The following is a 1,207-nucleotide window of genomic DNA, read 5'->3' as shown; positions in this document are numbered from 1 at the left end:
TGTACAGTGATAGTATTCGGCTGACATTTCTTCAGAAAGAAATTTCCTAATTTTCTAAAATTGGTTCGTCGTTTTCCTCGGTTTTGATTCCTTCGACAAAGACCTGAAATGGAGTTCTTCCATTCATATTTCTTCCTTGGTGTGCCCTCTTGTAGTTGTATTCTTCAAAGAAGATCTCCAGATCAATTTGCATTTCTTCGATCGACTCGTAAAACTTAGTTCTTCCTGCGATTCTAAAATGTTCGTCGAGTAAAGTTCTGTGAAGACGTTCCACATATCCATTGCTTTGAGGTCTCCGGACTTTAGTGGTCCGATGCTCGATATCTTCTAATTGAAGAAAAAGTTCGAACGGGTGTTGGTCTTCTCTTCCGCAATACTCACGACCATTATCGGTCAGGACAGTCTGAACTTTAACATTGTGTTCCTCGAAGAAGGGGAGAACGTCGTTGTTAAGAGTTTGAACAGCGGTGACCGGTATTTTAGTATTAAAGAGTCGCCCCCACGCGAATCTGCTGTGGCAATCAATTACTGTTTGTAAATATACTCTTCCGACTCCTTTTAGGGACCCAACCATGAAAGTATCCATAGATACCAATTCTCCCGTAGAATCGGCTTGTATGTGCCTTTCTCTGTATTCAGGATCGAATTTTTCGAGTAGCCGGATCTGGTTTTCGCTGAGGGGAATAATTTTATCCCGATGATGTTCTTCAAGTCTAAGAAGCCTTTGGTGTTTTGTTACGAGTTTATTCCTTGCCCAAACTCCTCTAACTCCGCCTGAACTTACTTTAACACCCTTGAGGCTGAGTTGCTGTGCGACCTTTAGGCATCCATGTGTTGGATGATGAAGTGAGTATTCTAGGACTTCCTTTTCGATTTCTTCACTGACTCTATTAGGATGGGGGCCATTCGCTCCTGGGATTCTATCCAGGAGACCTTCTGCTCCATAGGTTTGGAAGTTTCTTCGAATCTCGTAAAACTGCTGACGGGAATATCCCATGATCTTGCAGGCTTTGCTTACATTTTCTAATTCATTCGCAAGCTCTAGTAAATTTAGCTTTCTTCTAGTGGCTTTTGCAGTGGCATTGGCGTAGGTGGTCATCGGTTTCTCCTGAGTTTAAATAATTTGTCGTAAAATCATTTTCTCTTTCAGAAGAAACTGGGGCCACCGGTTTTTCGATGACTGTCAGGTGAATACTATCTCACCACA

The 1,207-nt window shown here is 42.2% G+C and carries 1 protein-coding gene; it reads right to left on the bottom strand.

The features are described from left to right. Nucleotides 1-46: 46 nt before the first annotated feature. Nucleotides 47-1,099, bottom strand: a complete 1,053-nt coding sequence (locus EHO60_RS09875; protein WP_135768040.1) for an IS481 family transposase — start codon at nucleotides 1,097-1,099, stop codon at nucleotides 47-49. Between the last annotated feature and the right edge of the window lie 108 nt (nucleotides 1,100-1,207).

The organism is Leptospira fletcheri (assembly GCF_004769195.1).
Lineage (GTDB): Bacteria > Spirochaetota > Leptospiria > Leptospirales > Leptospiraceae > Leptospira_B > Leptospira_B fletcheri.
Note: the sequence above shows the minus strand (reverse complement) of the source record. Positions and strands in the feature narration are given on the sequence as shown.